The 26032-nt window shown below is 70.9% G+C and carries 28 protein-coding genes; 9 read left to right on the forward strand and 19 right to left on the reverse strand.

Annotated features, from left to right (window positions below):
• Nucleotides 1-2: 2 nt before the first annotated feature.
• Nucleotides 3-419 carry a PLDc N-terminal domain-containing protein gene (locus tag IFU19_RS13600; protein ID WP_055938905.1) on the reverse strand — a complete coding sequence of 139 codons (417 nt, stop codon included), beginning with the start codon at nt 417-419 and terminating at the stop codon, nt 3-5.
• Nucleotides 420-493: 74 nt separating this feature from the next.
• Here IFU19_RS13600 and IFU19_RS13605 point away from each other — a divergent pair, with 74 nt between their 5' ends.
• Nucleotides 494-832 carry a DUF4229 domain-containing protein gene (locus tag IFU19_RS13605; RefSeq protein ID WP_192014397.1) on the forward strand — a complete coding sequence of 113 codons (339 nt, stop codon included), beginning with the start codon at nt 494-496 and terminating at the stop codon, nt 830-832.
• 31 nt (nt 833-863) lie between these two features.
• Here the strand turns inward: IFU19_RS13605 and IFU19_RS13610 are convergent, their stop codons facing one another.
• From IFU19_RS13610 to IFU19_RS13625, 4 genes are all read right to left on the reverse strand, one after another.
• A complete protein-coding gene (locus IFU19_RS13610; RefSeq protein ID WP_191926469.1) occupies nt 864-1835 on the reverse strand; it encodes a 1,4-dihydroxy-2-naphthoate polyprenyltransferase in 972 nt (323 codons plus the stop codon).
• An 85-nt stretch (nt 1836-1920) separates the two neighbouring features.
• A complete protein-coding gene (locus IFU19_RS13615; protein WP_192014399.1) occupies nt 1921-3075 on the reverse strand; it encodes an AMP-binding protein in 1155 nt (384 codons plus the stop codon).
• A 28-nt stretch (nt 3076-3103) separates the two neighbouring features.
• Nucleotides 3104-4006: a 1,4-dihydroxy-2-naphthoyl-CoA synthase gene (locus tag IFU19_RS13620; RefSeq protein WP_055839072.1), complete on the reverse strand. Its 903-nt coding sequence runs from the start codon at nt 4004-4006 to the stop codon at nt 3104-3106.
• An 87-nt stretch (nt 4007-4093) separates the two neighbouring features.
• Nucleotides 4094-4891 carry an LLM class F420-dependent oxidoreductase gene (locus IFU19_RS13625; protein WP_055839076.1) on the reverse strand — a complete coding sequence of 266 codons (798 nt, stop codon included), beginning with the start codon at nt 4889-4891 and terminating at the stop codon, nt 4094-4096.
• A gap of 47 nt (nt 4892-4938) precedes the next feature.
• Between IFU19_RS13625 and IFU19_RS13630 the strand changes: the two genes are divergently transcribed.
• Nucleotides 4939-5940, forward strand: a complete 1002-nt coding sequence (locus tag IFU19_RS13630; protein WP_191916559.1) for an o-succinylbenzoate synthase — start codon at nt 4939-4941, stop codon at nt 5938-5940.
• Here IFU19_RS13630 and IFU19_RS16465 read toward each other — a convergent pair.
• A complete protein-coding gene (locus IFU19_RS16465) occupies nt 5927-6553 on the reverse strand; it encodes a TetR/AcrR family transcriptional regulator (RefSeq protein WP_197979013.1) in 627 nt (208 codons plus the stop codon). The genes IFU19_RS13630 and IFU19_RS16465 overlap by 14 nt on opposite strands.
• 117 nt (nt 6554-6670) lie before the next feature.
• On the opposite strand from IFU19_RS16465, the gene IFU19_RS13640 reads away from it, so the two are divergent.
• From IFU19_RS13640 to IFU19_RS13650, 3 genes are all read left to right on the forward strand, one after another.
• A complete protein-coding gene (locus tag IFU19_RS13640; RefSeq protein ID WP_192014400.1) occupies nt 6671-9577 on the forward strand; it encodes an MMPL family transporter in 2907 nt (968 codons plus the stop codon).
• A complete protein-coding gene (locus tag IFU19_RS13645; protein WP_192014402.1) occupies nt 9574-11661 on the forward strand; it encodes a YhgE/Pip domain-containing protein in 2088 nt (695 codons plus the stop codon). The genes IFU19_RS13640 and IFU19_RS13645 overlap by 4 nt, the downstream gene beginning before the upstream one ends.
• A 183-nt stretch (nt 11662-11844) precedes the next feature.
• Nucleotides 11845-12735 carry an endonuclease domain-containing protein gene (locus IFU19_RS13650; protein ID WP_192014404.1) on the forward strand — a complete coding sequence of 297 codons (891 nt, stop codon included), beginning with the start codon at nt 11845-11847 and terminating at the stop codon, nt 12733-12735.
• 571 nt (nt 12736-13306) lie between these two features.
• Here the strand turns inward: IFU19_RS13650 and ccsB are convergent.
• The 7 genes from ccsB to IFU19_RS13685 form a co-directional block, all read right to left on the reverse strand.
• Complete coding sequence (gene ccsB, locus IFU19_RS13655; protein ID WP_055839090.1) at nt 13307-14317, reverse strand: c-type cytochrome biogenesis protein CcsB; 1011 nt, start codon at nt 14315-14317, stop codon at nt 13307-13309.
• Between the two features lie 4 nt (nt 14318-14321).
• Entirely contained in the window at nt 14322-16055 is a 1734-nt protein-coding gene (gene resB, locus IFU19_RS13660; protein WP_192014406.1) for a cytochrome c biogenesis protein ResB, read from the reverse strand.
• Nucleotides 16036-16785: a cytochrome c biogenesis CcdA family protein gene (locus IFU19_RS13665; protein ID WP_055839095.1), complete on the reverse strand. Its 750-nt coding sequence runs from the start codon at nt 16783-16785 to the stop codon at nt 16036-16038. The genes resB and IFU19_RS13665 overlap by 20 nt, the downstream gene beginning before the upstream one ends.
• On the reverse strand, nt 16782-17387 hold the full coding sequence (locus IFU19_RS13670; protein WP_055839098.1) for a TlpA family protein disulfide reductase: 606 nt from the start codon (nt 17385-17387) through the stop codon (nt 16782-16784). Before IFU19_RS13670 ends, IFU19_RS13665 begins: the two co-directional genes overlap by 4 nt.
• A complete protein-coding gene (locus IFU19_RS13675; protein ID WP_192014408.1) occupies nt 17387-18031 on the reverse strand; it encodes a histidine phosphatase family protein in 645 nt (214 codons plus the stop codon). The genes IFU19_RS13670 and IFU19_RS13675 overlap by 1 nt, the downstream gene beginning before the upstream one ends.
• Nucleotides 18032-18174: 143 nt before the next feature.
• Nucleotides 18175-18885: a DedA family protein gene (locus tag IFU19_RS13680; protein WP_055839102.1), complete on the reverse strand. Its 711-nt coding sequence runs from the start codon at nt 18883-18885 to the stop codon at nt 18175-18177.
• Nucleotides 18886-18983: 98 nt separating this feature from the next.
• Complete coding sequence (locus IFU19_RS13685; RefSeq protein ID WP_055839107.1) at nt 18984-19319, reverse strand: hypothetical protein; 336 nt, start codon at nt 19317-19319, stop codon at nt 18984-18986.
• Between the two features lie 113 nt (nt 19320-19432).
• Here IFU19_RS13685 and aspS point away from each other — a divergent pair, with 113 nt between their 5' ends.
• Both aspS and IFU19_RS13695 read left to right on the forward strand, forming a co-directional pair.
• Nucleotides 19433-20773, forward strand: coding sequence for an aspartate--tRNA(Asn) ligase (gene aspS / locus IFU19_RS13690; RefSeq protein WP_055839110.1), 1341 nt, complete (start codon nt 19433-19435; stop codon nt 20771-20773).
• Nucleotides 20774-20846: 73 nt separating this feature from the next.
• Entirely contained in the window at nt 20847-21908 is a 1062-nt protein-coding gene (locus tag IFU19_RS13695; protein WP_192014410.1) for an ABC transporter ATP-binding protein, read from the forward strand.
• A gap of 7 nt (nt 21909-21915) precedes the next feature.
• Here IFU19_RS13695 and IFU19_RS13700 read toward each other — a convergent pair whose 3' ends face one another.
• From IFU19_RS13700 to IFU19_RS13725, 6 genes are all read right to left on the reverse strand, one after another.
• Nucleotides 21916-22218: a Dabb family protein gene (locus tag IFU19_RS13700; RefSeq protein ID WP_055839115.1), complete on the reverse strand. Its 303-nt coding sequence runs from the start codon at nt 22216-22218 to the stop codon at nt 21916-21918.
• Nucleotides 22215-22493, reverse strand: coding sequence for a glutaredoxin family protein (locus IFU19_RS13705; RefSeq protein ID WP_055938946.1), 279 nt, complete (start codon nt 22491-22493; stop codon nt 22215-22217). The genes IFU19_RS13700 and IFU19_RS13705 overlap by 4 nt, the downstream gene beginning before the upstream one ends.
• A 71-nt stretch (nt 22494-22564) precedes the next feature.
• Nucleotides 22565-22858 (reverse strand): rhodanese-like domain-containing protein, encoded by a 294-nt coding sequence (locus tag IFU19_RS13710; RefSeq protein ID WP_055839123.1) that lies wholly within the window; start codon nt 22856-22858, stop codon nt 22565-22567.
• Between the two features lie 82 nt (nt 22859-22940).
• Nucleotides 22941-23039 (reverse strand): 30S ribosomal protein bS22, encoded by a 99-nt coding sequence (locus IFU19_RS13715; RefSeq protein ID WP_003792170.1) that lies wholly within the window; start codon nt 23037-23039, stop codon nt 22941-22943.
• A gap of 82 nt (nt 23040-23121) precedes the next feature.
• Complete coding sequence (locus tag IFU19_RS13720; protein ID WP_055839125.1) at nt 23122-23313, reverse strand: helix-turn-helix domain-containing protein; 192 nt, start codon at nt 23311-23313, stop codon at nt 23122-23124.
• A 139-nt stretch (nt 23314-23452) separates the two neighbouring features.
• Nucleotides 23453-23848, reverse strand: a complete 396-nt coding sequence (locus IFU19_RS13725; RefSeq protein ID WP_055839127.1) for an ArsR/SmtB family transcription factor — start codon at nt 23846-23848, stop codon at nt 23453-23455.
• A gap of 68 nt (nt 23849-23916) precedes the next feature.
• Here IFU19_RS13725 and IFU19_RS13730 point away from each other — a divergent pair, with 68 nt between their 5' ends.
• Entirely contained in the window at nt 23917-25359 is a 1443-nt protein-coding gene (locus IFU19_RS13730; RefSeq protein WP_156459471.1) for a TrkH family potassium uptake protein, read from the forward strand.
• Entirely contained in the window at nt 25352-26023 is a 672-nt protein-coding gene (locus IFU19_RS13735; RefSeq protein ID WP_055839130.1) for a potassium channel family protein, read from the forward strand. The genes IFU19_RS13730 and IFU19_RS13735 overlap by 8 nt, the downstream gene beginning before the upstream one ends.
• Nucleotides 26024-26032: the final 9 nt, after the last annotated feature.

Here is a 26032-nt window from a genome sequence, read left to right on the forward strand (position 1 = left end):
GTTCAGCCGACGGAGCCGCGCTGGCCGAGCGTGTCGTCGTCGCCCTTGCCCGGGATGTCGCCCGGGTCGTCGGTGGGCTTCGGGGCGCGAGGGTCGTCGGCTTCGGAGTCGAGCTGCGCCAGCTCTTCTTCGAGCCGCCGGATGCGCTCGTCTTGATCGGCGCGCGCGGTGTCGGACATACGGCCCAGGAACTCGGGATCGTCGTCGGGAGCGCGTCTCACCACGGGCTGACTCGCACGACCGCGACCGATGACGAACCACAGGATGCCGCCGAGCACCGGCAGCAGGATGACGATGGCCATCCATGCGCCCTTGTTGACGCCGCGGTGACGTCCCGCCGGCTGCACGGCGCAGTCCACGATCGTGTACACCCAGAAGACGGTCGCCACGAGCGCGAGGATGAGGAGCAACCGTGCCATGACCTGAGTGTACGTGTGCCCGCTGGACGCGGGCCGGGCGCCGGCGGTTTCCGAGGCCGCCGTAGGATGGGGGCATGCGTGCTCGCTCGGCCCTCGTCTACACCGTGCTGCGACTGCTCGCGTTCCTCGTACCGCTCGTCGTGCTGCTGTTCTTCCCCGTGTTCCAGGAATTGCCCTGGCTCGCGGCGATCTTCGCGGCCCTCATCGGACTGAGCCTGTCGCTGTTGTTCCTGCGTCGTCCGCTCGACAGCGTCACCGGCGGTCTGGCCGAGCGTCGCGCGCAGCGCACCGCCACCGGGCGCCGTACGGGCGCCGAGACCGACGCCGACACCGAAGACGCGGTGGTCGATGCCACGCGGCACGATGACGCGCCCGCGACCGGCACTTCCGAGGGCGACGCTCCGCTGCGCTGACCCCTGCGCGTTCTGCGAACCCGCCGGGGGCTCAGAACGCGAAGGCCCAGAAGAGCAGGGCGCCGTAGGCGACCGACGTGAAACTCGTCACCTGCAGCGCCGTGATGAGCTCGCGCGGGGTGCGGTAGGTCCAGACAATGAGGATCGCCGCGAGTCCGCCGAGCAGGGCGACCAGGGTCAGCCACGCCACCGGGTACACGAACGCGAGGAACACCGCGATCCCGAACGGCGCGAGGACGAACAGGGTGAACAGCACCTGCGTCGCACGGCGGCCGATGAGCACCGACAGGGTGCGCTTTCCCGCGAGGCGGTCCTGCTCGATGTCGCGCAGGTTGTTGGCCAGCAGCACCGCGCAGGCGAGCAGACCCGCGGCGACCGCGCCCAGCCAGGCCTCCTGCGGCAACGACTGCACCTGCAGCCACGTCGTGCCCAGGGTCGCGACGAGGCCGAAGAAGACGAAGACGAACAGCTCGCCCATCGCGTTGTAGCCGTACGGGCGCTTGCCGCCGGTGTAGAACCACGCGGCGACGATGCAGACGGCGCCGACCAGCAGCAACCACCACTGCCCCGTGCGGATGACCAGGGCCAGCCCGATCAGGGCGGCGAGCGCGAAGAACGCCAGCGCGACGATCAGCACCGTCCGCGGCTTCGCCTTCTTGCCGCCGGTGAGACGGCCGGGCCCGACGCGCACGTCGTCGGTGCCGCGGATGCCGTCGCTGTAGTCGTTGGCGTAGTTCACGCCGATCTGCAGAGCGAACGCCACGGCGAGACAGGCTAGGGCGATGACCCCGTGCAACTGATCGTCGACGAGGGTGGCCGCACCGGTGCCGATGAGCACCGGGGTGATGGCCAGCGGCAGCGTGCGGATGCGGGCCGCCGCGATCCAGTCGCGGGCCGTGGCCGGCGCGACGGCCTGCGGTGCACCGCCCTTGGGCTTCTGGGGGTTGCCGCCGGGGCGACGCTTCGAGGACGACGTCGAACGCTTACGAGACTGTGCTGCCACGGTGGCTCATCCTAAGCCCGTGGTCACCGTCCTCCTTCGCGGACCGGTCGACCCGCGAGCCGGGCGACGCCACCGCTCCCGGGTGTCAGACCCAGGGATCCTGCGCGAGGCGCGCGCGCACGGCGGCCCGGTCGGGCTTGCCCGACGACAGCGTCGGCAGCTCGTCGACGACGACGAGACGCGACGGACGCGCGGGCGCCCCGACCGCGTCGGCGACCACCGCGCGCACCCGTTCGAGCAGCACGGCATCGGCGGCGGGCGTCGGCCGCGGCACGACCACCGCCGACCCCTGGCCCCAGGTGGCATCCGCGACGGGCACCACGACGGCGCTCTCGAGTCCCGCGATGCCGCGCACCGCGGCTTCCACGCGATCGAGCGAGACGTTCACCCCGCCCGAGACGATGACGTTGTCGAGGCGTCCGGTCACGCTCAGCACGCCGTCCACGACCTCTCCCCCGTCGCCCGTGCGGTACCAGCGGGTGCCCGCGTCGTCAGAGGGGAAGACGGATGCCGTCCGCGCGGGGTCGCCGAGATATCCGTCGGCGAGCATCGACCCCGTCAGGCGCACCTCGCCGTCGACGAGGGCCACCTCGACGCCGTCGAGCGGAACCCCGTCGTACACGCAGCCGCCGCTGGTCTCGGTCGAGCCGTAGGTGCGCACGATCCGCACCCCCGCGGTCTCGGCGCGCTCGCGCACCGTGGGCGCCAGGGCCTGACCCCCGATGAGGACGGCCTCGAACGAGCGCAGCGCCTTCGCCACCGTCGGTTCGGTGTCGGCGGCATCCAGCAGTCGTTGCAGTTGGGCGGGAACCAGCGAGGTGTACGTCGGCACCCGGGCGCCGTTCTCGTGCGACGCCATGCCGAGCGCCGCGGCGGCGAACGGTTCGGGGCGGAAGGGACCCGCGACGACCGCCGGCTCGCGATCGGCGAGCAGAGCCCGCACGAGCACCTGCGCCCCCGCGACGTAGGTGGCGGGAACGGCCAGCAGCCAGGCGCCCTCACCGATGCGCGCTGCCGTCGCGTAGGCACTGCTGATCAGGGCGTTGCGGCTGAGCAGCACCGACTTCGGCACGCCGGTCGATCCCGACGTGGTGACCACGGCGGCCGTTCCCGGGGGGACGTCCGCGGGCAGGTCCGCCCCCGCCCCCAGCGACACCGCGGGACCGGCGCCGAGCACCGCGGTACGCAGGGCGCGCAGCACGTCGCGGGGATCGCCGGATGCCGGAGCCTCGAGCCTCATGAGCGCTCGGCTCGACGGCATCCGGGGCTCAGTAGTGCCACGGGACGTCGGACCAGTCGGGGTCGCGCTTCTCGAGGAAGGAGTCACGGCCCTCGGCGGCCTCGTCGGTGCCGTACGCGAGACGCGTGGCCTCACCGGCGAAGACCTGCTGGCCGACGAGCCCGTCGTCGACCGCGTTGAAGGCGAACTTGAGCATGCGGATGGCCGTCGGCGACTTGGTGAGGATCGTGCGGGCCATGGCGAGAGCTTCGCGCTCGAGTTCGGCGTGCGCGACGACGCGGTTGACCGCGCCCATCTCGTACGCGCGCTGGGCGGAGTACTCCTCGGCCAGGAAGAAGACCTCGCGGGCCAGCTTCTGCCCGATCTGGCGGGCGAAGTACGCGGACCCGTACCCGGCGTCGAACGACCCGACGTCGGCATCGGTCTGCTTGAAACGGCCGTGCTCGGCGCTGGCGATCGACAGGTCGCACACCACGTTGAGCGAGTGGCCGCCGCCCGCCGCCCACCCGGGAACGACCGCGATGACGACCTTCGGCATGAAGCGGATCAGCCGCTGCACCTCGAGGATGTGCAGACGCCCCGCGCGACCCGGGTCGTGCACGGTGTGCTCCTCGTGCGAGTACTTGTACCCGTCGCGACCGCGGATGCGCTGATCGCCGCCGGAGCAGAACGCCCAGCCGCCGTCCTTCGCGCTCGGACCGTTGCCGGTGAGCAGCACCACGCCGATGCGGTGATCCTGTCGCGCGATGTCGAGCGCCGAGTACAGCTCGTCGACCGTGTGCGGCCGGAAGGCGTTGCGCACCTCGGGCCGGTCGAACGCGATGCGCGCCACCCGCCCGTCGTGGGTGACGTGCGCGGTGATGTCGGTGTATCGCTCGGCGCCCGGCGCCAGCGTCCACTCAGCGGGGTCGAACAGCTCGGAGACGGTCACCGTTCCACCCTACGACCCGACGCGGCGGGCGGATCCGGCGGTCGCCGCCCGGAACCCCCGCCTCGCCGCGCAGGTGCCCGACCGGAATCAGGCGTTCTTGCCGTCGCGCCAGGTGAGCCACCGCTCGATGAGCGAGTAGTCCCACTCGGGCCCCGAGAAGCCGAGGGTGAACAGTCGCGTGCCCGCCTCGAACAGGGCGTCGGCGTCGGACTCGTCGCGGTCCTTCAGCTCGTTCGAGACGACGAGGGTCGACAGGTCGCGTCCCTCGGTCTCGGCCCACTTCTCGATGACCCCGAGCTTGTGGGGCAGTTCGTCGGGGGTGACGAAGCTGTGCCAGATGTCGGCGTGACGCGCGACGATGCGCAGGGTCTTCTGCTCGCCCTTGCCGCCGATCATGACGGGGACCTTGCGGGTGGGGGCGGGGTTGAGCTTGCCCCAGCGGTCGACGATGCGATCGAGGTCGGTGGCGAGCGCGTTCAGCCGCGAACCCGCGGTTCCGAACTCGTAGCCGTACTCGTCGTAGTCGCGCTCGAACCAGCCCGAGCCGGTTCCGAAGATGAAGCGGCCGGTGTCGCCGCCCTTCTTGCTGATGTGGTCGATGGTGCGGGCCATGTCGGCCTGCAGGTCGGCGTTGCGGTAGCTGTTGCAGTTGACCAGCGCACCGAACTCGACCCGTTCGGTCTGCTCGGCCCACGCCGCGAGCATCGTCCACGCCTCGAAGTGCTCGCCGTCGGGGTCGCCGTACAGCGGGAAGAAGTGGTCCCAGTTGAAGAGGACGTCGACGCCCATCTCCTCGAGGCGCAGGACGGCGTCGCGGATGTCGGAATACTGCACGTGCTGCGGCTGGATCTGGACGCCGAGCCGGACCGGGGTATCGAAGAGCATGCGGTCAGCCTATTCCCGGGCACCGGCCCCGAGGCCAGGATGGGGGGATGAGCTCCACGTCCCTTCCCCCCCTCGCCGACGTCCTCTCCACCGCGCGGGTGGTCGCCCTCCCCCTGGCAGCCCGGTTCCGCGGCATCGAGACGCGCGAGGCCGTCGTGTTCGAGGGCCCCGAGGGATGGACGGAGTTCTCGCCGTTCCCCGAATACGACGACGCCGAGGCGGCGACCTGGTTGGCCGGTGCCCTCGACTTCGGCTGGCGCGCCGCCCCGGTCGCGGTGCGGGACGCCATCCCCGTCAACGCCACGATGCCCGCCGTCGCAGCCTCCGAGGTGGCGCGGATCCTCGCCCGGTACGACGGATGCCGGACGGTCAAGGTGAAGGTCGCCGAGGCGGGGCAGGTGCTCGCCGACGACGTCGCGCGCGTCGGGGCCGTGCGCGAGGCGATGGGCCCGGAGGGACGCGTGCGGATCGATGCGAACGGCGCGTGGAACGTCGACGAAGCCGAGCGGGCCGTGCACGCCCTGGCCGAGTTCGACCTCGAGTACGTCGAACAGCCGTGCGCCGCCGTCGAGGAGCTCGCCGAACTGCGCGAGCGCATCGCCTACCTCGACATTCCGATCGCGGCCGACGAGAGCGTGCGGAAGGCCGCCGATCCCCTTCTCGTCGCACGTGCCGGGGCCGCCGACCTGCTCGTCGTCAAGGCACAGCCGCTGGGCGGGGTGCACGCGGCGCTCGACATCGTGGCGCAGGCGGGCCTGCCGGCAGTGGTGTCCAGCGCGCTCGACACCTCGATCGGCCTGGCGATGGGCGCCGCCCTCGCCGCGGCTCTTCCGCAACTGGACTACGACTGCGGGCTCGGCACCGCCGCCCTCTTCACCGCCGACGTCGTGGCATCCCCGCTGGTGCCCCGGGCGGGCGTGCTGCGCGTCGAGCGCCCCCGCCCCTCGGCCGTCGATCTCGATCGCGTGGCCGCTCCCGACGAGCGACGCGACTGGTGGCTCGCGCGACTGCGGCGCTGCTATCGCACCCTCGAACTCACTCGAGGATGAGGCGCACGATCTGCGCGAGGCGATCGCCGAGCTGAGCGTGCGACGCCGCGGGCGAGACCCGCATCATGAGGGCGGTCTCGGCCGTCGACACCCACGCCGACAGCAGCAGCTCGGTCGCCGCTTCCGCCGGCACCCGCAGCACCAGTCCTCGCGCCTCGGCGATGTCGCGCACGAGCTGGGTGACGCTCTCGCCCAGGGCCTGGTTCGACGAGAGGTAGGCCGCGGCGAACTCGGCGTTGCGCAGCGCCTGCAGACGGATCTCGGCGCCGAGCAGCACGTCGAGGCGATCGTCGCCGGTGACTTCGAGCACTCCCTGCACCAGCTGCAGCACCTCGCCCGTGGCATCCAGTCCCCGGTCCTCGATCGAGGTGACGCGCTCGCGGACGGCCGAGATCGTCTGCTCCGCCGAGCGGGCGCACAGAGCGAGGAACAGCTCCTCTTTCGAGGCGAAGTTCGAGTAGAAGGCGCCGCGGGTGAAGCCGGCACGCTCGCAGACGGCTTCGACCGAGGCGGAGTCGATGCCGACCTCGGCGAACATCTCGGCGGCGGCGTCCATCAGGCGGGTGCGGGTGTTCTCGCGCCGGCGCGACGGTGCGGGGGCGGTGTCGGTCATCCGCATCCTCCTGTTCACGGGGGAGATCCAGGTACGACCACCCCCTCGGCGACTACGATACATTGATGTATCCGATACGGTGATGTATCGACTCGTTCACCGATCGTGGGAGCCACCGTGTCGACATTCCTGTACACCCTGGGCCGTTGGTCGTTCCGCCACCCGTGGCGCGTTCTGACCGCCTGGCTCCTGGTGCTCGTGCTGGCCGGCGGCGGGGTGGCACTGCTCGCCAAGGGCACCGACAACACCTTCACCATCCCGGGCACCGAGTCGCAGGCCGGTCTCGAGATGCTCGAGCGCACCTTCCCCCAGGTGAGCGGGGCGAGCGCCGAGATCATCGTGGTGGCTGCCGACGGCGCGAGCGTGCGCGACCAGGCGTACCAGGATGCCATCACCACCACCACCGGCGACATCGGCAAGCTCGACTTCGTCGAGGCCGTCACCGACCCCTACGACGCCCGCATCTCGGGCGGCATCGCCGACGACGACCGCGCGGCGATCGTGCGCATCCAATTCGCCGGAGAAGCCACCGCCGTCCCCGCCTCCACCGAAGACGGGCTGCGCGAGGCGGCCACGGCCCTGGGCTCCGCCCTGCCGAGCGGATCGCAGGCCGTGCTCGGCGGCCAGCTGTTCGCCAGCGAGGTCCCCGGCGCCACCCTCACCGAGGCCCTCGGCGTGCTCATCGCCGCCCTCGTGCTGATGGTGACGTTCCGCTCGTTCCTCGTGGCCGGCATGCCGCTGGCCACCGCCATCCTCGGCGTCGCCCTGTCGGTGGCCCTGATCTTCATCGCCACCGGCTTCGCGACCGTCTCGTCGACCACGCCGCTGCTGGCGGTGATGCTGGGTCTCGCGGTCGGCATCGACTACGCCCTCTTCATCGTCTCGCGACATCAAGACCAGACGAGAGCGGGAATGGACCCCGAGGAGTCCACCGCTCGCGCCGTCGGCACCGCCGGTTCCGCCGTCGTCTTCGCCGGCATCACCGTGCTCATCGCCCTCATCGGCCTGAGCTTCGCCGGCATCCCGTTCCTCACGACCATGGGGATCGCCGCGTCGGTCGCCGTCGCGATCGCGGTGTGCGTCGGACTCACCCTGACCCCGGCATTCCTCGGCTTCGCCGGGCACCGCGTGGTCGGGTGGGGGTACAAGCGACCCAAGAAGCGTTCCCGCCGCGCCCGCGGCACCTCGGACGACGATGCCGCGGCGGTCGCCCAGGCCGCCGCCGAGCGCGACGAGAAGATCGCGGCCGCAGCCTCGCGCGCCGAACGCAACGGCCCGGCCAAGCGCTGGGTGGGACTGGTCACCCGGCATCCCGTCGTCACCACCGTCGCGATCGTCGGCCTGCTGGGGGTCACCGCGATCCCCGCCGCCAGCCTCGCGCTCACCCTGCCCAACGCCGGCCAGCTCCCCGAGGGCGACGAAGCCCGCGTCGCGTACGAGCTCACCGACGAGTACTTCGGCCCGGGCGCCAACGGCCCGCTCATCATGACCGGCACGATCGTCACCTCGAACGACCCCCTGACGCTCATGACCGACATCGGCGACGAGATCGCGAAGATCCCCGGCGTCGCCGAGGTTGCTCTGGCGACTCCGAACGAGACCGCCGACACCGGCATCGTGCAGATCGTGCCCGAGACCGCCCCCGACGACCCCCGCACCGCCGACCTCGTGCGGGAGCTCCGCGCGCAAGAGGACCGCCTGTACGACCAGTTCGGCGTCCATCTGCTCGTCACCGGCTACACCGCCGTGACCATCGACATCTCCGACCAGCTGGGAGCGGCCCTGCTGCCCTTCGGCCTCTTCGTCGTCGGCCTGTCGCTCGTGCTGCTGATGATCGTGTTCCGCTCGATCTGGGTGCCGCTGACCGCCGCCGGAGGCTACCTGCTGTCGGTGGCCGCCTCGTTCGGGGTCGTGGCCGCGGTGTTCGAGTGGGGCTGGTTCGCCGACGCCCTGCACGTGGCCAAGGTCGGCCCCATCATCAGCTTCATGCCCATCGTCGTGATGGGCGTATTGTTCGGCCTCGCGATGGACTACCAGGTCTTCCTGGTCTCGCGGATGCGCGAGGACTACGTGCACGCGGACCGCGAGGGGCGCACGCCCCGCGAGGTGGCGCTCGGCGCCGTGCGCAGCGGCTTCGCGGCCTCGGCCCGCGTCGTGGTCGCGGCCGCCGTCATCATGTTCGCCGTCTTCGTGGCGTTCGTGCCCGAGGGCGACTCGAGCCTCAAGCCCATCGCCCTGGGTCTGGCCGTCGGCGTGGCCGTCGACGCCTTCCTCGTGCGCATGACCCTCGTGCCCGCGGTCCTCGCCCTGCTGGGCGACAAAGCCTGGTGGATGCCGCGCTGGCTCGACCGCCTGCTGCCGAAGCTCGACGTCGAGGGCGAAGCCGTCGAGCGCGAGGTGCGCCTCGCCGACTGGCCGGCGGAGCCCGCCATGGCCGTCGCCGCCGACGAACTGCGCACGGTCGGAGCCTCGGATGCCGAGGAGCCCGTGTTCCGCGACGTCTCGCTGCGTCTCGGATTCGGCGGCACCCTGCTGGTCACCGGTGAGAGCCGCACCACCCGCACGCTGCTCCTCGCCCTGTCGGGGCGCCTCGCCGGCATCGACGGGCGTCTGCGCGTCGATGGACTGCTCGTTCCCGAGCGCGCGGGAGCCGTGCGCTCCCGCGTCGGCGTCGCCCTGCTCGACGACCCCGCCGAGGCCGCGCGCACCGTCGCCGACGCGGTCGCGGGTCGCGCGCGCATCATCGTCGTGTCCGACGTCGACCGCCTCGACGACGACACCCGCGACGACGTCGCCCACGTGCTCCGCCGCGCCGCCACCGAGGCGCGCGAACGTTCGGGAGAGGACTCCTCCCCGTTCACGCTCATCGTGTCGGCCCGCGACGAACGCCGGGCCCTCGCCCTGCTGGCCGAGGCGCACCGCCCGGACGTGGCCTCGCTCGCCCTTCCGACACCGCGGCGCCACCGCGCGCCGGATTCCCCGCAGCCCGAAACCTACGCCGATCTCTCCGAGGTGTTCGCATGACTCTCCCCGTCGAGCGCTCCCGCTCGCGCCGCCCCGTGACCTGGCTCACCCTCGTCGGCGTGCTGCTGCTGCCGGCCGTCATCGGCGGCATCCTCGTGGGCGCGCTGTACAACCCCACCGACCGGCTCGAGAACATCACCGCCGCGATCGTCAACGACGACAAGGCCGTCGAGCTGAACGGTCAGCTCGTGCCGCTCGGTCGTCAGCTCACCGGCGGTCTGGTCAAGGGCGCCGACGACCAGTCGAGCAACATCGACTGGGTCATCTCGAACGACGCGGATGCCGCGGCGGGCCTCGCCGACGGCACCTACACCGCCGTCGTGACCATCCCCGAGAACTTCACGGCCGCCTCGCTGTCGACCCGCCCCGGAGAGAGCCCCGAGAAGGCCACGATCGGCGTCGCCACGGCCCCCAACGCCCGGGTCGTCGACGGTGCGATCACCGCGACCCTGGCCTCCACCGCCTCGAGCGTCTACGGCAGTGAGCTGTCGTCGCAGTACCTCAAGAACGTCTTCCTCGGCTTCACGACCCTCGGCGACCAGCTGGGCACCGCCGCCAGCGGGGCGCACCAGCTCGCCGACGGTGCCGGGCAGGCCGCCTCCGGCGCGACCGGACTGCGCGACGGTCTGGGTCAGCTCGCCGACGGTGCCTCGCAGTTGTCGAGCGGAGCGGGACAGCTCGCGAGCGGCGCGGGACCCCTGGCCGACGGCGCCACTCAGCTCTCGAGCGGCGCGGGCGCCCTCGCGCAGGGAACGCGCGATGCCGCCACCGGCGTCGGCAAGCTGGCCGGTGGAGCCGACGGCATCGCCGCCGGCAATCAGCAGCTCGCCACGCAGATCAACGGCCTCGCAGACCAGATCCCGCCCGGCTTCGAAGACGCCGCCACCCGCCTGGCGCAGGCCGCCCCGCAGGTGAACACCGCCCTGGTCGATGCGGCCGCCGCCCTGCAGAAGGCCGCCGACGAATGCACCGGCACCCCCGAGCAGTGCACGGCGTTGCGCAACGCCTCCGACGAAGCCAACAAGGCGCTCCCGCAGGCCACCGAGACGGTGGCCAAGATCGGCGAGCTGGCCGGGCAGGCCTCGCAGCTCCCCGCCGGGATCCGCACCATCGCCGACGCCAACCAGCAGCTCGCCGACGGCGCAGCCGGCCTCGCCGGCGGGGCGCGCGAGGCCGAGACGGGGATCAACACGATCGCCGGCGGCATCGACGCCCTCTCCGGCGGCGCGAACCAGCTCGCCGACGGCGCGCGGCAGTTCGGCACCGGCGCGTCGGCCCTCAGCTCCGGCGCCGCACAACTGGCATCCGGCACCCTGGGCGCCCAGGACGGCGCCGGTCAGCTCGCCGACGGCGTGAGCCAGGTGGCATCCGGCACCACGTCTCTCGCCGACGGCCTCGACACCGCCGTGTCGCAGCTGCCGAAGTACTCCGACGCCCAGGCGACCACCCTCGCCGACGTCGTCGCCGACCCGGTGTCGGCCACCGGCGCGAGCGACTCGCTCTTCGGCCTGGCCGCCGTTCCGCTGCTCGCCATGGCCGTGCTGTGGTTCGGCGGGCTCGCCTCGTTCGTGGCCTTCCAGGCGGTGTCGGCGCGCGCGCTGACGAGCCGACGCCCCTCGGCGCTCGTTGCCCTGCGCGGCTTCGCCCCCGCAGCTGCCGTCGGCGCCGTGCAGGGTCTGCTGGTCGCGGGCGTGGTGCAGGTGGCATCCCAGTACGACTGGGACGACTGGGCCCTGTTCGCCGTCATCTGCATCGCCGCGGGCGTGGCCTTCGCCGCCGTGCACCAGGCCCTCGTCGCCGTGTTCGGCGGAGCGGGACGCTGGGTCGCCGCCGTGATCGGCGCCCTCGCCCTGGGGGCGACGATCGTCTCGACGGTGCCACCGGCCCTCGCCGCCGCCGCATCTCTCATGCCCACCGCCCCGGTGTACGACGCGATGCTCGGCGCCCTGTCGTCGTCGAGCGGGGTCGCCGCCGGCGTCGCCGGGCTGGTGGTGTGGGCCGTGCTGTCGCTGGTGGTGACGACGCTGATCGTGACGCGTCGCCGCACCACGTCGGCGCGCGCCGCAGCGGTCTCCGTCGCCTAACCCGCTCCCCCTCCCCCCTGTTGAGTGTCCAAGACACGCCGCTGAGCCGCCCCCGGCCGCGGCGTGTTCTGGACACTCAACGGAGGGCGGGCTGCGCGTGAGGGTCCTCCACAGGGAGGGTTGTCCACACGCGGGGCGGGGGTGCGCAGCGCGGGGCACCGTGCCCGGTGTCTGCTGTCGGGCATGCGCCCTCGACCTCTCCCCGCCGAGCTCGGCACCGCGTTCCACGTTCGCGACGCGGACCGTCTCGGCATCCCGCCCAGAAGGCTCCGCGCTCGCGACCTGCGGTCGCCGTTTCACGGCGTCCGGTACGCCGGCGAAGACCCCGGGCTCGGTTCCGTCGCGGAGCGATGCCACGCGTACCTCCCGCGGATGTCGGGGGGCCAGTTCTTCAGCCACGTCACGGCCGCCTCGCTGTGGGGGATGCCGCTGCCTTTTCCGCACGGCGAGGAGCTGCACGTCTCGGCGGTACCGCCCGCTCGGGAGCCCCGCACGTCCAGCGTCACGGGGCACCGCCTGGTGATGCCGCCCGACGGAATCACCCTCCTCGACGATCTGCCCGTCGCCGCTCGAACAGAGACGTGGGCGCAACTCGGCGCCGTGCTCCGCGTGGACGACCTCGTCGCGGTCGGCGACTGGCTCGTGGCCCAGGGCGATCCGGTGCCGGACCTCGAGGAGGTGGCGATGCGCGCCCGACGGCGCGGAGCGGTGGCGCTCCGTGAGGCGGCCGGTCTCGTTCGCCCGGGTGCGGAATCACCGCGCGAAAGCGCCGTGCGTCTCGTCCTCGTGGATGCCGGTCTGCCCGAGCCCCAGCTCAACTGGACGCTCCGGACAGCCTCGGGGCTCTTCGTCGCCAGGCTCGACATGGCCTACCCCGAGCAGCGCGTCGCCGTGGAATACGACGGGCGCCATCACGCTGAAGCCGCGCAGTTCCGCCGCGACGCCGACCGGTGGCGGGCGATCAGCGACGCGGGATGGACCCTGGTCCGGGTCCTCGCGCATCATCTCGACGCGCCGAACCAGCTCATCGTCGCACCGGTCCGCAGCGCCCTGCTGGCCGCACGTCCCCGTTGAGTGTCCAGGACACGCCGCGACGCACAGCGAGGACGCGGCGCGAGTCACGGCAGAGGCCCCGCAAGAGCGCCCGCCCGCTCTCGGCGCGTGCGCGACGGAGCGCCACCCGCACTCGCCCGGCACCCCTCACGTTGAGTGTCCACAACACGCCGCCACGCACGGCGGGCACGCGGCGTGTCTTGGACACTCAACGGGAAGGGTCCGGCCGCGGCGCGCGTGCGACGGAGCCCCGCCCGCGCTCGGCGCGCGCCCCTCCGCGGCCACAACACGGTTGAGTGTCCAAGACACGCCGCCAGGCACGACGGGCACGCGGCGCGTCCTGGACACTCAACGGGCAAGCCCCGGCCGCGGCGCGAGCCACGGCAGAGGCCCGGCAAGAGCGCCCGCCCGCGTTCGGCGCGTGCGCGACCGACCGTCCGCCCGCTCTCTGCGTGTTCGCGACGGAAAGCCACCTGCGCTCAGCCGGCGCCCCTCAGCGGCCTCAACACCGTTGAGTGTCCACAACACGCCGCCACGCACGGCGGGCACGCGGCGGGTCTTGGACACTCAACGGGCAGACCGACCCCCCGCGTCAGGTCGTCAGACCGCTGTACGCGTGCAGGCCCTTGAAGAACACGTTCACGATCGTGAAGTTGAACAGCACGGCGGTGAAGCCGATGATCGACAGCCACGCCGAGCGGGTGCCGCGCCAGCCGCGGGTCGCGCGGGCATGGATGTATCCGGCGTAGAGCACCCAGATGACGAAGGTCCAGACTTCCTTGGTGTCGAAGCCCCAGAACCGGCCCCACGCGTCGTTCGCCCAGATGGACCCGGCGATGAGGGTGAACGTCCAGAAGATGAAGCCGACGATCGCGAAGCGGTAGGCGAGCGACTCCAGCGCGTCGGCCTTGGGGACCGTCCGCAGGAAGCTGCGCTTGGGCGCGTCGTCCGACGGCGCCGCCTCGGCGAGCTTGCGTTCGCGGCGCGTCTGGATCAGTTGCACCACCGACAGCCCGAACGCCAAGGCGAACAGGGCCGTGGCCAGGCTGGCGACGAACACGTGGACCACGAGCCACACCGACTTCAGCGGGTCGGCCAGCGGCACGACGTCGACGTGGAACGCGAGCGTCGCCCCGCCGAGCAGCAGCACGGTGAGGCCCGTCATCAGCGCGCCGAGGAAGCGCAGGTCGTAGCGGGTGAGCACGGCGAGGTACACCGCGATGATGAGCAGCAGACCGGTCATCGCGAACTCGTACATGTTCGACCACGGCACGCGCTCGGCGGCGATGCCGCGCAGCACGGTCGCGGTGAGGTGGAACACGAACCCGAGCGCCGTCAGCACCGTTCCCAGCCGCGCCCAGAGGTAACGGGGCTTCGCTGCGGCAGGGGATGCCGACGACCCGGTGGATCCGCCGATCACTCCCCCGCCCCCCGCGGTGACGAGCTCGCGGGCGACGACGTCGTCCTTCGCCTTCAGCGCGAGGTCGGAGCGTCGTGCGAGGTCGATCGCGTAGGCGATGAACGCCAGCACGTAGATGGTGACCGCCGTCCACACCAGGAGGAGGGAGATCTCGTCGAGGAGAAGCGGGTCGGTTCCGGGCATGGTGTCAGTCTACTTTTCCGGTGTCGGGGTGGCGCGGAGTCGGAAGGGACGAGGCGTGCTTCTCGGTGAGCTGGGCGACGGCGGCGCCGAGGGTGGGGTCTTCACCGCGAGCCAGGCCCGCGTACTCGACGGTCACGGCGTCGCCCTGCGGCGTCGCCTTGACCCACATGCGCCGACGCGGGACGAACAGGGCGGTCATGAGCCCGAACAGCGCGAGCAGCGCGAAGGCGAGCACCCAGGGACCGGCGAGGTCGCGGTGGATCGACAGCGAGGCGAAGCGCTTCACCGAACCGTCGTACCCGGAGGCGCCGGCGGGGGCCTCGTTCTCGAACGTGATGGTGCCGAGACCGTTCGGCAGGTCCTGGGTCTCGCCCGGCATGAGCTGCAGGGCGGGGGTGCCGCTGTCACCGCCGGCGATCTGCGTCATCCCCGAGGGGTCGAGCGTGTAGACCGACCGGGGCGTGCCGTCGTCGATGCCGAGGTCGCCCTCGTAGACGCGCAGCGTCAGCACGGGGTACTCCAGCGCGCCGTAGGTCGAGGTGAGCGCGCCCGAGGGCAGCACGTCCATCGTCGGGTAGAAGAAACCGAGCAGGCCGAGCTGCTGCGGCAGTCCGTCGGCGACCTTGATGACGCCGAGCGAGGTCATGTTGGCATCCTGGGGAAGGAAGGCCACGGAGTCGTGGAAGACCTCCCGCCCCTCGGCGTCGCGGATAGTGACGGTGGGCGCGTAGCCGTTGCCCAGCAGGTAGACACGGTCGCCCTGCACGTCGAGCGGGTGGTTGACGCGCACCTCGCCGTCCTCGGGCTCGCCGCCCGGGGCTCGCGTGGTCATGTGCGCCACGAAGTCGCCCGCCTGACCCGAGCCGGGCTGGCCGGGCGGCACGTAGGCGACGTCGAAGGCGTCGAGCGTCATGGAATACGGCGTGAGCGTGTCGCCGCCGACGAAGCGGCCGGGGTTGAACGAGGAGTAGTCGAGCAGGCTGTTCGCGAACGCCTGGCCCTCCACGAGCACCCGTTGCCCCGTGTAGGTGAAGCCGCCTCCGACGCCGACGGCGATGAGCACACCCACCAGGGCCGCGTGGAAGACAAGGTTGCCCGTCTCGCGCAGGTAGCCGCGCTCGGCCGACACCGAGTACGTGCCGCGCCCGTCGTACCGGGCGACGCGGTATCCGCTCTTGCGCAGCTGAGCGGCGGCGCTGTCGACGGCGGCCGCGGCGACGGCATCCGCGTCTCCGGCGACCGTGAGGCGGCGGGTGCGGTGGTCGTCCAAGCGCGACAGCCGCGCGGGCGTGCGCGGGGGCTGCGAGCGCAGGGCCTTCCAGTGGTGTTTGGTGCGCGGCAGCACGCAGCCGATCAGCGAGATGAACAGCAGCAGGTAGATCGCCGAGAACCACGGCGAGCTGTACACGTCGAACAGGCTGAGCTTGTCGAGCACCGGCGCCAGGTCGGGGTTGTCGGTGAAGTACTGGGTGACGCCGTTGGGGTCGGCGGTGCGCTGCGGCACGAGCGAGCCGGGGACGGCGGCGATCGCGAGCAGGAGCAGCAGCACGAGCGCGGTGCGCATGCTGGTGAGCTGACGCCAGCCCCAGCGCGCCCATCCCACGACGCCGAGGCGCGGCTGCACGACGTCGTCGCCGGAGCCGTCCGCGACGACGGAGTCGGCGTGGTCGGACGGGCGCAGCACGCCGTCGGCGGGTTCGGTCACGGTCTTTCCTCGATCAGAGCGGGAGTTGGACATTGCCGATCACTCCCTGCAGGGTCGACATCCACTGGCCCCAGACGCCCGTGACCATGAGCAGGCCGAGCGCGATGAGAAGGCCGCCGCCGATGAGGTTGACGACGCGGATGTGCTTGCGCACGAACGACACCGAGCGCGTCGCCCACCCGAAGCCGAGGGCGAGCAGAACGAACGGGATGCCGAGCCCCAGCGAGTACGCCAGTCCCAGCAGTGCCGCCCGGCCCGGGTCGCCGAGGTTGTACGACACCGAGAGGATCGCCGCCAGCGTCGGGCCGATGCAGGGGGTCCAGCCGATGCCCAGCGCGATGCCGAGCAGGGGGGCACCGATCAGGCCCAGGTTGCCGCGCGACTGCAGCCGCACCGAGCGCTGCGCCACCCCGAAGAGGCCGATGAACACGAGTCCCATGAGGATGATGACGACACCCATGACGCGCGTGATGACGTCGCCGTAGCGGGTGAAGAACATGCCGGCGGCTCCGCCGAGCACGTTGATCGCCATGAACACCACGGTGAATCCCGCGATGAACAGCAGGGTCCCACCGAGCAGGCGCCCCCGGCCGGCTCCGGATGCCGAGCCCCCGCGCGGGGCGACGGCACCGCCGATGTACCCCAGGTACCCCGGCACGAGCGGCAGCACGCACGGCGACAGGAACGAGATGAGACCGGCGGCGAGCGCGAGGGGAAGAGCCACCCAGAGTGCGCCGTCGAAGACGAGAGCGCCCGGGTTCACGCGGGCTCCGCGACCAGCGTGCGCACCATGGACTCGAGAATCGAGGCCTCGGGGAGCTCGCCGATGACGCGGGCGGCGACGCGGCCCTGCTTGTCGAGCACGAGGGTGGTGGGCGTCGCGTTGATGGGGGTCTTGTCGGCGAAGGCGAGCTTCAGCTCCCCGTCGTTGACGGCCATGGCACTCGAGTACGACACCCCGTGATCGCGGGCGAACGACAGCGCCGTGGCGGGCTGGTCGTAGGTGTTGATGCCGAGGAAGGCCACGTCCTGGCCCTGGAAGCTCTGATAGGCCTGCTCGAGGCGCGGGGCCTCGATGATGCACGGGCCGCACGTGGCATACCAGAAGTTCACGACGAGCACCTTGCCGGCGTAGTCGGCGCTCGACACCGGTGAGCCGTTGTCGAGGCTGCCCGAGAACTCCACGGCCTCGCCGCGGTCCGACTCGGGGATCTCCTGCCACTGCAGCCCGTTGGCGGCGATGTAGCCCTTGTTGTCACCCGCCCGGTACTGCTCGGCGAGGGGGTCGGGCGTGCAGGCCGCGAGGCCCATCACGAGGGCCGCGGCGGCGGCCATCGCTCCGGCGGCGGTGAGGATTCGGCGCATCAGACGGCTCCTACGTCGACGGCTCCGGCGGTGGTGGCCGGCTCGGCGTACGCCACCTCGACCCAGCGCGTCGAGCCGTCGGCGCCGTCTCGCCGTTCGAAGCTCGTCACGCTCGACAGCGCGCAGCGGCGCTTGCGGGGGTCGTGGCGGGTGGGTTGGTGGGAGAGGGCGAGGTGGGTCACCCAGATCGGCAGCTGGTGCGAGACGATGACGACGTCGCCCGAGGGCACGCGTTCCCACGCGTCGCCCATGGCCTCGGTCACCCGCGCCACGACGCGCGCGTAGGGCTCACCCCAGCTGGGAACGGCGGGTTGACGCAGATGCCGCCAGTTCAGCGGGTTGGCGAGCGCCCGCTTCATCCGCCGTCCCTCGAAGACGTTGGTCGGCTCGATCACCCGCTCATCGATCACGGGCTCGATGCCGAACAGCGTCACGAACGGCTCCGCCGACTCACGTGTGCGCTGCAGCGGTGAGGCGATGAGGGCCGAGACGGGCCGCTCGAGGCCGTGGACGTACTCGGCGGCCTGGCGCGCCATCTGCCGCCCGTCGACGCTGAGGCCGAATCCGGGGAGCCGACCGTACAGCACGCGACGGGGGTTGTGGACCTCTCCGTGGCGCACGAGATGAAGGCGATCGGCGGGCACGACGCCAGTCTACGGGCGGGTTCTGTGGTCTGACTGAGCGAGGGGGCGGGTTGCTTCGACGTGGAGATACCCGCGGATACCGGGCCCGCAGGAGGTGTGCGCGCGCGTCGACGGGGACTCGACCCCGCGATGTCCGCCGACCCTCAGGCGTCGGTGCGCGACGCCGGGGCGTCGTTGCGGGAAGCCAGAAGCGAACGGATGCGCGCGTACAGGAACCACGCGACTCCGATCACGACCGCGGCGATCACGACGTACTGCAGGATCGAGGCGTACTCCTCGACGATGTGCCAGTTCTCGCCCAGCAGGAAGCCCGACAGCACGAAGATCGTGTTCCAGATCAGGCTGCCGGCGCCCGTGAGCAGACCGAACCGCCACATCGGCATCTTGGCGACGCCGGCGGGGATCGAGATGAGACTGCGGAAGATCGGGATCATTCGCCCGAAGAACACGGCCTTGCCGCCGTGGCGCTCGAACCACGCGACCGTGCGGTCGACGTCTTCGGGGTGCAGCAGCGGCATCTTCGCGGCGAACGAACGCAGACGCGCGGCTCCGAGCCACCGCCCGAGGCCGTAGAGCATGAAGGCGCCGACGATCGAGCCGACGGTCGTCCACAGCAGCGCCTCGAACAGCGTGAACGAGCCGCGGCTGGCGGTGAGGCCCGCCATCGGCAGGACGACCTCGCTCGGCAGCGGCGGGAAGAGGTTCTCGAGGGCGATGGCGACGCCCGCGCCCACCGGTCCGATGATCTCCATGAGCGACACGGTCCAGTCGGCCAGCGACGTGAGCCACGACTGCCCGTCCTCGGAGCCGGAGCTCGCGCGCAGGGGGGAGAGAGTGAGGGTGGTGTCGGTCATCGGGTGCCTTCGCGCTCGGTGATCGGCCGCCCGACCGGACGCCCGTTCCAGGCTACGGTCCGGTCATGCGCGGTTCCTGGGGGTTGCCCCCGAGCTGTTCAGGATGCCGAGACTCCGGCGCCGACGAACGCGGCCGCGATGAACCACACCGCCGCCATCCCGACGATGGTGGCCAGCGGCACCCAGAACGCCAGGCGATGGCGCACGAGGCGCACGATCGCGGCGACCACGCCGATCAGCAGGATGACCCAGGGCGAGATGACGGCCGTCCAGAAGCCGATGTTCATCAGCCCCGTGTCGCAGTTCGACGGCCCGCACTGGTCGGCGGCGAACGCCAGCAGCACTCCCGCGTACGAGGCCCCGAGCGCCAGCAGGGGAAGGAGCACGAGCAGGATGATCGTGAGCGCGACGTCCCAGCCACGCGCCTTGCGCACTGTCGGTTCGGGACGCATCGTCCGGAAAGATTCCGGCGGCAACGAGTAGGTCACGCCCCCATCGTAGATTCGCGCCCGGGTGCGCGCGCACGGCGCACGTAGACTGGTCGATCGTGAGCGAACGCGTCCTGGTCAACCAGCTGAAATCCCTTCCCGCCGGCCCCGTCGAGGTGTCGGGATGGGTCGAAACCGTCCGCGACCAGAAGAAGGTGCAGTTCGTCGTCCTCCGCGACGAGACCGGCGCGGTGCAGCTGGTGAACCCGGCCACGCGTCCCTCCGAAGAGGCGACGGATCAGGATGCCGCCGCCCTCGCCCTCACCGAGACGATCGGCGCCCTGTCGACCGGCACCTTCCTGACCGTGCGCGGCGAGCTCAAGCACGACGAGCGCGTCAAGCTCGGCGGCGTCGAGATCAAGGTCGGCGAGCTCGTCATCGCGGCGGCAGCCAACCCCGAAACCCCGATCGCGGCCGACAGCAGCCCCGACAAGCGCATGGACTGGCGCTTCATCGACCTGCGCCAGCGCCGCAACAACCTCATCTTCCGCGTGCAGACCACTCTCGAGCACGCGATGCGTACCTACTGGGTCGAGCGCGACTACATCGAGGTGCACTCCCCCAAGCTCATGGCGTCGCCCTCGGAGTCCAACGCCGAACTGTTCGAGGTGCCCTACTTCGAAGACAAGACGGCCTACCTCGCGCAGAGCCCCCAGTTCTTCAAGCAGATGGCCCAGGTCGCCGGCTTCGGCAAGATCTTCGAGATCGCCCCCGCGTTCCGCGCCGACCCCTCGTTCACGAGCCGTCACGCGACCGAGTTCACCTCGATCGACGCCGAGATCAGCTGGATCGACTCGCACGAAGACGTCGCCCGCATGCAGGAGGAACTGCTGCAGAGCGCTTTCCAGGCCGTCGCCGACAAGCACGGCGCCGAGATCCAGGAGCTCTTCGGCATCGAGGTGCAGGTTCCGACGCTCCCCTTCCCGCGCATCCCCCTCGCCGAGGCGCGTGAGATCGTCGCCGCACGCGGGTACGACATCCCGCGCACCGACGGCGACCTCGACCCCGAGGGCGAGCGTCAGATCGCGGCGCACGTGGCCGAGACGTTCGGCCACCAGTTCGTCTTCATCACCGACTACCACCCCGAGATCCGCGCTTTCTACCACATGCGCGACGAAGAGACCGGGCTGACGAAGTCGTACGACCTGCTCTTCAACGGCGTCGAGATCACGACCGGCGCGCAGCGCGAGCACCGCGTCGACGTGCTGATCGAGCAGGCGAAAGAGAAGGGTCTCGACCCCGAGCACCTCGACTTCTACCTCGACTTCTTCCGCTTCGGCGCCCCGCCGCACGGTGGTTTCGGCATGGGCCTGGCGCGCGTCCTGATGCTCATGCTGGGCGAGTCGTCGATCCGCGAGGTGACGTATCTCTTCCGCGGCCCGACCCGCCTCGCTCCGTAAGGTTCGAGCGACCGACGCCCGGGGTTCACTCCCCGGGCGTCGTCGCGTTCATCGGCCGCCCTACCGTGGGGCCATGAACGCCCTCACCTCGGCCGCCCCGTCTCCGGCGGGACGATCGCGCACGGGGTGGGCGATCTCGCTCCGCGATGTCGGCCGCGCGCGCGCGGGAGTCCCGGTGCTCGAGAACATCGACCTCGAGATCGAGCCGGGCGGCATCGTCGCCGTCGTCGGGCCGTCGGGCTGCGGCGCGTCGACCCTGCTGCGCGTGATCACGGGAGCCGAGCGGCCGGATGTCGGCACCGTGACGATCGACGGGCGCACCGGGGCCGCCGCGCCCCGCGTCGTCGAGGTGCGCGACCGCACCCCGGTCGCCCGTTTCGGGCGGGTGCGCGCCGCGATCGTGGCCGCCGCCCGTCGCGCGGGCACCGCCGACCCCGACGCCGAAGCCGAACGCCTGGGCGCGCTCGTCGGGCTCGGCGCCGGTGACCGGCTGGTGCACCGCCTCTCGCACGGCGACCGGCAGCGGTGGGCCGTCGCCCGGGCTCTCGCGTCGCGGCCGCGGGCCCTCGTGCTCGATGACGCGCTGGCCGCGCTGCACACCTCGGCGCGCGCCGAGACCCGCGATCGCGTCGTGCGGGAACTGCGTGCGACCGGGGTCACCACCCTGTGGGTCACGCGCGACACCGCCGAGGCCGCCGCCGTCGCCGACCATCTCGTCGTGATGGACCAGGGCCGTATCGCCGCGCAGGGGCGACCCGACGAGGTCTTCGCGCGCGTCGGCGACCTCGCGGTGGCCGACCTGCTGGGTCCGGTCAGCGCCGTGCCGGGAATCGTCGAGGGAGCCGTCGTCGAGGTGTGGGGGCAGGAACTCCCTCTCGCCGCCGCGGCGAGCGACGGTCACTGCGAGGTGGTCGTACGCCCTGAACAGGTCGTGCTCGTGGGCGACGGCGCCCCGGGAGTCGACGCGGTGGTCGAGGAGACCATCTTCCTCGGCAGCGTGCGCCGCTCGACCGTTCTCACGGCCGACGGCGATCGCGTCGTCGTCGAGCACGCGCCCGACCGGCGCCTCGACGATCGGGCGCACGTCCGGATCGCTCTCGCATCCGGGCCGATGAGCGTTCGACCCATCGGCTGAACGGGCGTCAGAACGGGTAGTCGACCGACGACCGCTCGGCGACGACCGAGCGCACGAAGGCCGCGGCCTCTTGGTGGGCGGGGTGCACCTGGTAGCGCTCCAACGCCTCGACGTCGGCGAACTCGCTCACCAGGGCGACGTCCCAGTTGTTCTGCGGGTACGCGACGTTGCGACCGATCTCGAGATGCACGATCTCGTCGATCACGCCGCGAAGAGCCAGCAGGCGCTCCGCGATCTGCTCGGCGTGCAGAGCCCGGGTGTCGGCGTCGTCGGCCGCGAGCTTCCACAGGACGATGTGTCGGATGCTCACGCGGAGGCTCCTTCGGGCTCGGACGCCAGCAACGCGGCGCGGAGGCGGTCGGCCGACACGCGCCAGTGCGCGTGCAGCTCGCCGTCGATCAGGATGACGGGGATCTTCTCCCACCACTTCTCGTACAACGCCGTGTCATCGGCGATCGAGGCGTGCGCGATCTCGACACGGTCGGCGACGTCGGCGGGAAGATCGGCCACGACGGCCTCGACGATCTGCTCGGCCACATCGCAGAGATGGCAGCCGGGCTTTCCGATCAGCGTGAGGGTCGTCACGCCTTCATCCTAGGAGGGCCGTGGATCGCGGCGCTCGGGACGCGCGGGATGACGCGGGTCCGGGCACCGGATCAGGATGCGACGTCGTACCCCGCGGCGATCCAGTCGCCCGTGCCGCCCTCGACGTTCGTGGCGTCGTGACCGCGCGCGGAGAGCGCCTCGACCACACGCGCCGAGCGGCCGCCGGCCTGGCAGATCACGTCGAACGGCTCGGCGGGGAGCTCGTCGAGATGTTCGCCCAGCGTCGACATGGGAAGGTTCACGGCCCCGGGAACGTGCCCGGCGGCGAACTCGTGTTCCTCGCGCACGTCGATGAGCGGACGCTCGCGTCCCGCGTGCAGGTCGTGGATCGAGATGGACTGCATGCTTACCTCCGAGAGGGCGAACGGCGCGGGCGGATACACGAAGCGCCCGTCGCAGAGGACAGGCGCTCGGTGTCGTGCCGCGTTACTTCTTGTTGCGGCGCTGGTGACGAGTCTTGCGAAGCAGCTTGCGGTGCTTCTTCTTCGCCATGCGCTTACGGCGCTTCTTGATGACAGAACCCACGGAAAACCTCACTAAGTCGGGGTCTGGGTGCCGTGGTCGGCCCCCGGGAACAGCAGGCGATGAAAAAATGCCTCAGATCAGTCTAGCCGACGTCGGACACCGGCCGCTGCACGACCTCGGCGACGGCCGATTCGGGCACGCGGTAGCTGCGTCCGAAACGCACCGCGGGGAGTTCGCCGGCGTGCACGAGACGATAGACGGTCATCTTCGACACGCGCATGAGCTCGGCGACCTCGGCGACGGTCAGGAATCGCACGTCGGGCAGCTCGGCCATGGTTCACCCCTCGTTACGGGTGAACTCACCCTCTGATGCTGTGCACACTCTAGGGTCTGGCTGTGAAGGCTGTAAACCTCTGGGCGTGCTGTGACGAATGTGCTTCCCGGATGCCGCTCTTCCGCGGCATCCGTGCACCTCACCGTCCCGGAAGCTTGCGGAAGGCCGTCGAGAAGGAATGCTTGACCGACGCCGCGGCACGACCCACCACTTCGGCGGCGTGGACGGCGGACTCGGGAAGTGCGGGCTCGTTCTCTTCGTCGACCGAGAAGAACGGCACGAGCCAGTCGTCGACCTCGTCGAGAGGCGCGACCGCGAGGCTGTAATAGCGGTGCTGACCCTCTTCGCGCACCGACACCAGCTCGGCCTCGCGCAGCACCTTCAGGTGCTTGGAGACGGTCGGTTGACTCACCCCCAGAGACGCCACGATCTGCGACACGCTCGTTCCGCGTTCGCCACCGGTGGCCCGGTCCAGAAGGAGCTGAAGGATGTCGCGACGCGTTCCGTCAGCGATCACGTCGAAGATGTCCGCCATGGCATCAGATTAGCGGCGCCCCGGCCCGAGTACCATGATTCGGGTTCGGGCACCGAAGGGAGCGGCGCATGGCGGCGACGCCGAACGAGGTGCGATTGGCCGTGCGCGTGAGACGCATCGCGTTCACGGCATGGGATCGACTGCGCAATCTGACCACCGCATCACCCGCGCGTTTCGCGGTGCTGGTGTTCGTGACGCTCATCCTTCTCTTCACCGCGCTGTTCTCGCTGCCCGCGGCGTCGGCCGACGGGCGAGCGACGCCCCTGGCCGACGCGCTGTTCACGGCGGTGTCGACCATCTGCGTGACCGGTCTGTCGACGGTCAACATGTACACGCATTGGTCTCCGCTCGGGCACGTCATCACCTACGTCGGGGTGAACGTGGGTGCGCTCGGCGTGCTCACCCTCGCCTCGATCCTGGGCCTGGTCATCTCGAAGCGTCTGGGGCTCCGCGCGAAGCTCATTGCGGCGGGCGACAGCAACCCCCTGCGGGCGCACGGCGGACCGGTGAACGAGGGGCAGACCGTCCGTCTGGGCGAGGTCGGCCAACTGCTGCGCACGGTCGCGCTGTCGACGTTGGTGATCGAGGCCGGGCTCACCGTGCTCATCTACCCCTCGCTCATCATCGGGGGCATCGACCCGATCGTCGCCCTGTGGGAGGCCCCGTACTACGCCGCCATGGCCTTCACCAACACCGGGTTCGTCCCCAACGCCGACGGGCTGACGCCCTTCGCCCAGGATTACTTCCTGCTGTCGGTGCTGATGATCGGCGTCTTCCTCGGCTCGATCGGCTTCCCGGTGATCTTCACCCTGTGGCGGCACCACTGGCGATTCCGTCTGTGGTCGCTCCACACGAAGCTCACCCTGATCACCACGGTCATCCTGTTCTTCTTCGGCGCGGGCGTCATTCTGCTGCTGGAATACGACAACCCCCTCACATTCGGAAGCATGGATGCGTGGGACACGACCTTCCAGGCGTTCTTCCTCTCCGCCATGACGAGGTCGGGCGGGTTCTCGGTCATCGACATCGGCGACCTCAACGGCGCGACGCTCATCGTCGGCTCGATGCTGATGTTCGTGGGTGGCGGCTCGGCATCCACCGCCGGCGGCATCAAGGTGACGACCCTCGCCGTGCTCGCCCTCGCGGTGTTCTCCGAGGCCAAGGGGCGGCCGTCGGTACAGGCGTTCGGGCGCCGGATCCCCAGCGACGTGCAGCGCGTGGCCCTCTCGGTCGTCGCGTGGGGCGCCACGATCGTCGCGATCTCGACCGTGACGATCAGCCGCATCACCGACGCCCCCATCGAGCACGTCCTGTTCGATGTGATCTCGGGCTTCGCGACGGTCGGCCTGTCGACCGGTCTCACGGCGGAGCTTCCCGACCCCGCCGTCTACGTCATGGCCGCCACGATGTTCATGGGCCGCATTGGTACAGTGACACTCGCCGCGGCCGTGGCTGCGTCGTCTCGATCGCAGTTGTACGCGCTGCCCGTCGAAAGGCCCATCGTTGGTTGAACGCATCCGCAGCGACGCGCCCGTGCTGGTCATCGGCCTCGGGCGCTTCGGCGCGGCGTGCGCCGGCGAACTCGACCGCCTCGACCGCGAGGTCCTGGCCGTCGACGGCAACCTCGAACTCGTGCAGAAGTGGTCGGAGCGCGTCACGCACGCCGTACAGGCCGACGCGCGCAACATCGACGCTCTGCGCCAGATCGGCGCGCAGGACTTTCAGGTGGCCGTCGTCGCCGTCGGCTCGCTCATCGAGGCGTCGGTGCTCATCACCGCCAACCTCGTCGACCTGAAGGTTCCGCAGATCTGGGCCAAGGCCGTCTCGCAGTCGCACGGCAAGATCCTTGCCCGTGTCGGCGCCAACCACGTGATCTACCCCGAGGCCGAAGCCGGCGAGCGCGTCGCGCACCTCGTGAGCGGACGCATGCTCGACTTCATCCGCTTCGACGACGATTTCGTGCTCGCCAAGATGTACCCGCCGAAGCTCGTACGCGGCGTGGGCCTGAACGAGTCGGGTGTCCGCTCGAAGTACAACGTGACCGTGGTCGGGGTGAAGAGCCCCGGGCGGGCGTTCCGCTACGCCGAAGCCAACACCGTGGTCACGAACCACGACCTCATCATCGTGTCGGGGACGAACTCCGACATCGAACGCTTCGCGTCGCTCGACCGCTGAGCACTCGCT

Source organism: Microbacterium sp. CFBP 8794 (genome assembly GCF_014841235.1).
GTDB lineage: Bacteria > Actinomycetota > Actinomycetes > Actinomycetales > Microbacteriaceae > Microbacterium.

Coding starts and splice junctions, on each gene's coding strand:
- IFU19_RS13625 (WP_055839076.1), bottom strand. CDS start 4,891: ATGCTCTTCGATACCCCGGTCCGGCTCGGCGTCCAGATCCAGCCGCAG.
- IFU19_RS13710 (WP_055839123.1), bottom strand. CDS start 22,858: ATGCAGTCCATCTCGATCCACGACCTGCACGCGGGACGCGAGCGTCCG.
- IFU19_RS13615 (WP_192014399.1), bottom strand. CDS start 3,075: ATGAGGCTCGAGGCTCCGGCATCCGGCGATCCCCGCGACGTGCTGCGC.
- IFU19_RS16465 (WP_197979013.1), bottom strand. CDS start 6,553: ATGACCGACACCGCCCCCGCACCGTCGCGCCGGCGCGAGAACACCCGC.
- IFU19_RS13725 (WP_055839127.1), bottom strand. CDS start 23,848: ATGGCGGACATCTTCGACGTGATCGCTGACGGAACGCGTCGCGACATC.
- IFU19_RS13650 (WP_192014404.1), top strand. CDS start 11,845: ATGCGCCCTCGACCTCTCCCCGCCGAGCTCGGCACCGCGTTCCACGTT.
- IFU19_RS13720 (WP_055839125.1), bottom strand. CDS start 23,313: ATGGCCGAGCTGCCCGACGTGCGATTCCTGACCGTCGCCGAGGTCGCC.
- IFU19_RS13645 (WP_192014402.1), top strand. CDS start 9,574: ATGACTCTCCCCGTCGAGCGCTCCCGCTCGCGCCGCCCCGTGACCTGG.
- IFU19_RS13605 (WP_192014397.1), top strand. CDS start 494: ATGCGTGCTCGCTCGGCCCTCGTCTACACCGTGCTGCGACTGCTCGCG.
- IFU19_RS13630 (WP_191916559.1), top strand. CDS start 4,939: ATGAGCTCCACGTCCCTTCCCCCCCTCGCCGACGTCCTCTCCACCGCG.
- resB (WP_192014406.1), bottom strand. CDS start 16,055: ATGTCCAACTCCCGCTCTGATCGAGGAAAGACCGTGACCGAACCCGCC.
- IFU19_RS13730 (WP_156459471.1), top strand. CDS start 23,917: ATGGCGGCGACGCCGAACGAGGTGCGATTGGCCGTGCGCGTGAGACGC.
- IFU19_RS13680 (WP_055839102.1), bottom strand. CDS start 18,885: ATGACCGACACCACCCTCACTCTCTCCCCCCTGCGCGCGAGCTCCGGC.
- ccsB (WP_055839090.1), bottom strand. CDS start 14,317: ATGCCCGGAACCGACCCGCTTCTCCTCGACGAGATCTCCCTCCTCCTG.
- IFU19_RS13695 (WP_192014410.1), top strand. CDS start 20,847: ATGAACGCCCTCACCTCGGCCGCCCCGTCTCCGGCGGGACGATCGCGC.
- IFU19_RS13670 (WP_055839098.1), bottom strand. CDS start 17,387: ATGCGCCGAATCCTCACCGCCGCCGGAGCGATGGCCGCCGCCGCGGCC.
- IFU19_RS13600 (WP_055938905.1), bottom strand. CDS start 419: ATGGCACGGTTGCTCCTCATCCTCGCGCTCGTGGCGACCGTCTTCTGG.